Origin of the sequence: uncultured Campylobacter sp. (assembly GCF_938045345.1) — a bacterium.
In the GTDB taxonomy this organism is placed as follows: Bacteria; Campylobacterota; Campylobacteria; order Campylobacterales; family Campylobacteraceae; genus Campylobacter_B.
In genome coordinates, this window is record NZ_CALIMS010000010.1 from 1 (window position 1) to 2,497 (window position 2,497).

Below are 2,497 nucleotides of genomic sequence, written 5' to 3' on the forward strand. Positions count from 1 at the left end.
ATATTAATAAATAAAGTTATATTATTTCTTTAAGAATAAGCATGCTTAGGATTAAATTTTATTAGGAAAGGACGGTTTGAAATGGAATTTCTTATTTTGACGCTATTTTTGATCAGCGGGCTTATACTATATTTTAAGCCACAGAGGAAAAATTTAGCTACGGGCTGTGCTGCGGCAGGCTGCGCGATACTGATCGCGCTTGAGTTTTACGTAAATTTATGGGTCGTCGTGCCTATAGGTAACTTTTAGGAGGGCGATATGCAAAATTTAGAACAAAATCAAATTCCCGTCGCCGAGCGAGGATTTTTTAACTTAATGTCACTAGCCATCATCGCCCTCGTGGCGCTCCCGGTCGGCATAGCCTGTTTGATACTGGGCTTTGGTATGGGAGATAGCCCGTGCGTGATGTGCTGGTCGGAGAGGATCACGATGATAGCCATCAGCCTTATCGCGCTTTTTATCCTTAGATACGGCCTAAGACCCGGCTACGTCGCAGCGCTTTTGCTAATGGCTTGCTGGGGAATGTTCAACGGCTTTATCCATTATAGCCTTGATGGGACATTCGGAGGCTACCTCGACATAAAGCAGGGGTTCGGGCTTGAAATTTTAGGCGCACACACGCAGCTTTGGGTCGTCGTCGTAGATTTTTGCGTAATCGCGTTTTTGGCGGTCATATTTTTATGTAGCAAAAATTTGGGCGAGATAATGAAAAAGAGCGCGAGCGGCGAATACGGCGAGTTTTTGCGCTATTTGCCTCTTGGCAAAATTGCAAATTTAATCTTCATCGTCATCATTGCCGCAAACTGCGTGCAGGCTTTCATCGTCTCAGGCCCGCCGCCGTATCTGGGCTCTAGCACGCCGGCTAGGCTAAGTCTTGATCCTGCAAAATGGTTCTGGGAAAAAGATCACTGGCAAAGCGCGCTTGATTTTAGATTCGATTGGAATCCGGAGCTTCCGGATCTGCCAAACTAAGGAGCAAAAAGATGAAAAAGCTGATAATTTTTACGGCGCTAGCGGCTCTGGCGTTTGGGTTTGAGTTTAATCTTGATAGCAAAGCAGGCGCGCTTGAGGGCGTAAAAGAGCTCGGTGCACCGAGTGCGGAAGTGAGCCTAAGCTTACAAAACGACGCACCGATTACGGGAGCGGATTATGACGCAGATAAAAAGCAGTTTGCGCTGGTTTCTAAAAATAACGAATTTTACGTTGCGGACGAAAATTTAAAGCCGCTTAGATACGGCAAGCACGATCGCCACTTTATAATGGAGATGGAGGCAACCGTGGGTGCAGCGTGGTATAAAAACGAGATCGGCATGATAAGTTTTAATAAAACCTTCGTCTTTTATGAGCCTGCGGACGGATTGAGTGCAGAGGAGCAAAACAGCCAGTGGAGGCATTTGACCGAGGGCTGGGACAAATGGAAGCTAAATGATCTCGGCAACAAAGGGCGCTTCTCCACGCTTCGAGCAAAGCAGCAGTATATCCTCGGCTGGGATTACGACGCGGCTGCAAATAAATTTATCGTTGCGTCCGTGCCTAACGACGTGAGGGATTATTGGAGCGTGGCAGTATTTGACGGCGACGATAAGATGATTTTGGAGGAATTTATTCCGCAAATTGGCTCAAATTTAAAGCTAAAAGAGAGCAGGAGCCTAGGCGAATACTACGTCACGGGCATCGACGCTCAGCCTGACGCCGTTTATCTTTTGAGTAAAAATTTCTCGACCATTTTAAAGTTAAATTTGCAAACCCATAAGATTGAGGATGCATATAGCTTTAGCGGAGCGGCAAACGCAAGAGCGCTTGCGGTGAAGGACGGCAAATTTTATGTTTTTTCGCGCGAAGGCAAAGAAAATAAAGTTTTCATATACGATATGAAATAAAGCCCACATTTAAGGAGAAGAGATGCAAAGACGTTCTTTCTTAAAAGGCGCGGGAGCGGCTCTGGCTACGGCGGGAGCCTCTCCAAGCCTATTTGGTATGGAGCAGTTTGAGGTGGATTTTAAACCGAAATCCTATAAAAACGAGCAGGGCGTAGAGTATCACTATCTCACCTGTCCTAGAAACTGCCGCGACGCCTGTTCGATGATCGCAGAGATCAAAGACGGTAAGATGGTTAGTATCAAGGGCGATCCGAAACACCCTTTAACGCAAGGCACGGTCTGCGTTAAAGGTCATACTTACGCAATGCATCTATACAATGCCGATCGCATAATGTATCCGATGAAGCGCGTCGGTAAAAAGTGCGAGGGCAAATGGGAGCGCATCAGTTGGGATCAAGCGCTAAAAGAGATAGCCGCCAAGCTTACCGAGATCAAGGCAAAATACGGCGGCGAGGCACTGACGGAATTTGTCTATTCGGGCAACGAAGGGCATATCTCAAAGACTATTTCGTCTGGAAATTTCTTTGAAAAATACGGCGCTACGAGGCTTGTGCGCAATCCATGCGACTGGCCGCGCTATGCGGGCACGCCGAGCGTTATCGGCACGGACTTTTCAA

The 2,497-nt window shown here is 46.9% G+C and carries 4 protein-coding genes; all 4 read left to right on the forward strand.

Annotation, left to right across the window (positions count from 1 at the left end):
* Window positions 1-81: 81 nt before the first annotated feature.
* Complete coding sequence (locus tag Q0144_RS02655; RefSeq protein WP_298061463.1) at window positions 82-249, forward strand: hypothetical protein; 168 nt, start codon at window positions 82-84, stop codon at window positions 247-249.
* Between the two features lie 9 nt (window positions 250-258).
* Window positions 259-972: a disulfide bond formation protein B gene (locus Q0144_RS02660; RefSeq protein WP_298061465.1), complete on the forward strand. Its 714-nt coding sequence runs from the start codon at window positions 259-261 to the stop codon at window positions 970-972.
* A gap of 11 nt (window positions 973-983) precedes the next feature.
* A complete protein-coding gene (locus Q0144_RS02665; RefSeq protein WP_298061467.1) occupies window positions 984-1,880 on the forward strand; it encodes a hypothetical protein in 897 nt (298 codons plus the stop codon).
* A gap of 22 nt (window positions 1,881-1,902) precedes the next feature.
* Window positions 1,903-2,497, forward strand: a 595-nt coding sequence (locus Q0144_RS02670) for a molybdopterin-dependent oxidoreductase (protein WP_298061470.1), incomplete at its 3' end; no start/stop codon positions are given.

Excerpts from the sequence above, each read along its gene's own strand:
- Q0144_RS02655 (WP_298061463.1), top strand. The coding sequence starts at position 82 with ATGGAATTTCTTATTTTGACGCTATTTTTGATCAGCGGGCTTATACTA.
- Q0144_RS02660 (WP_298061465.1), top strand. The coding sequence starts at position 259 with ATGCAAAATTTAGAACAAAATCAAATTCCCGTCGCCGAGCGAGGATTT.
- Q0144_RS02665 (WP_298061467.1), top strand. The coding sequence starts at position 984 with ATGAAAAAGCTGATAATTTTTACGGCGCTAGCGGCTCTGGCGTTTGGG.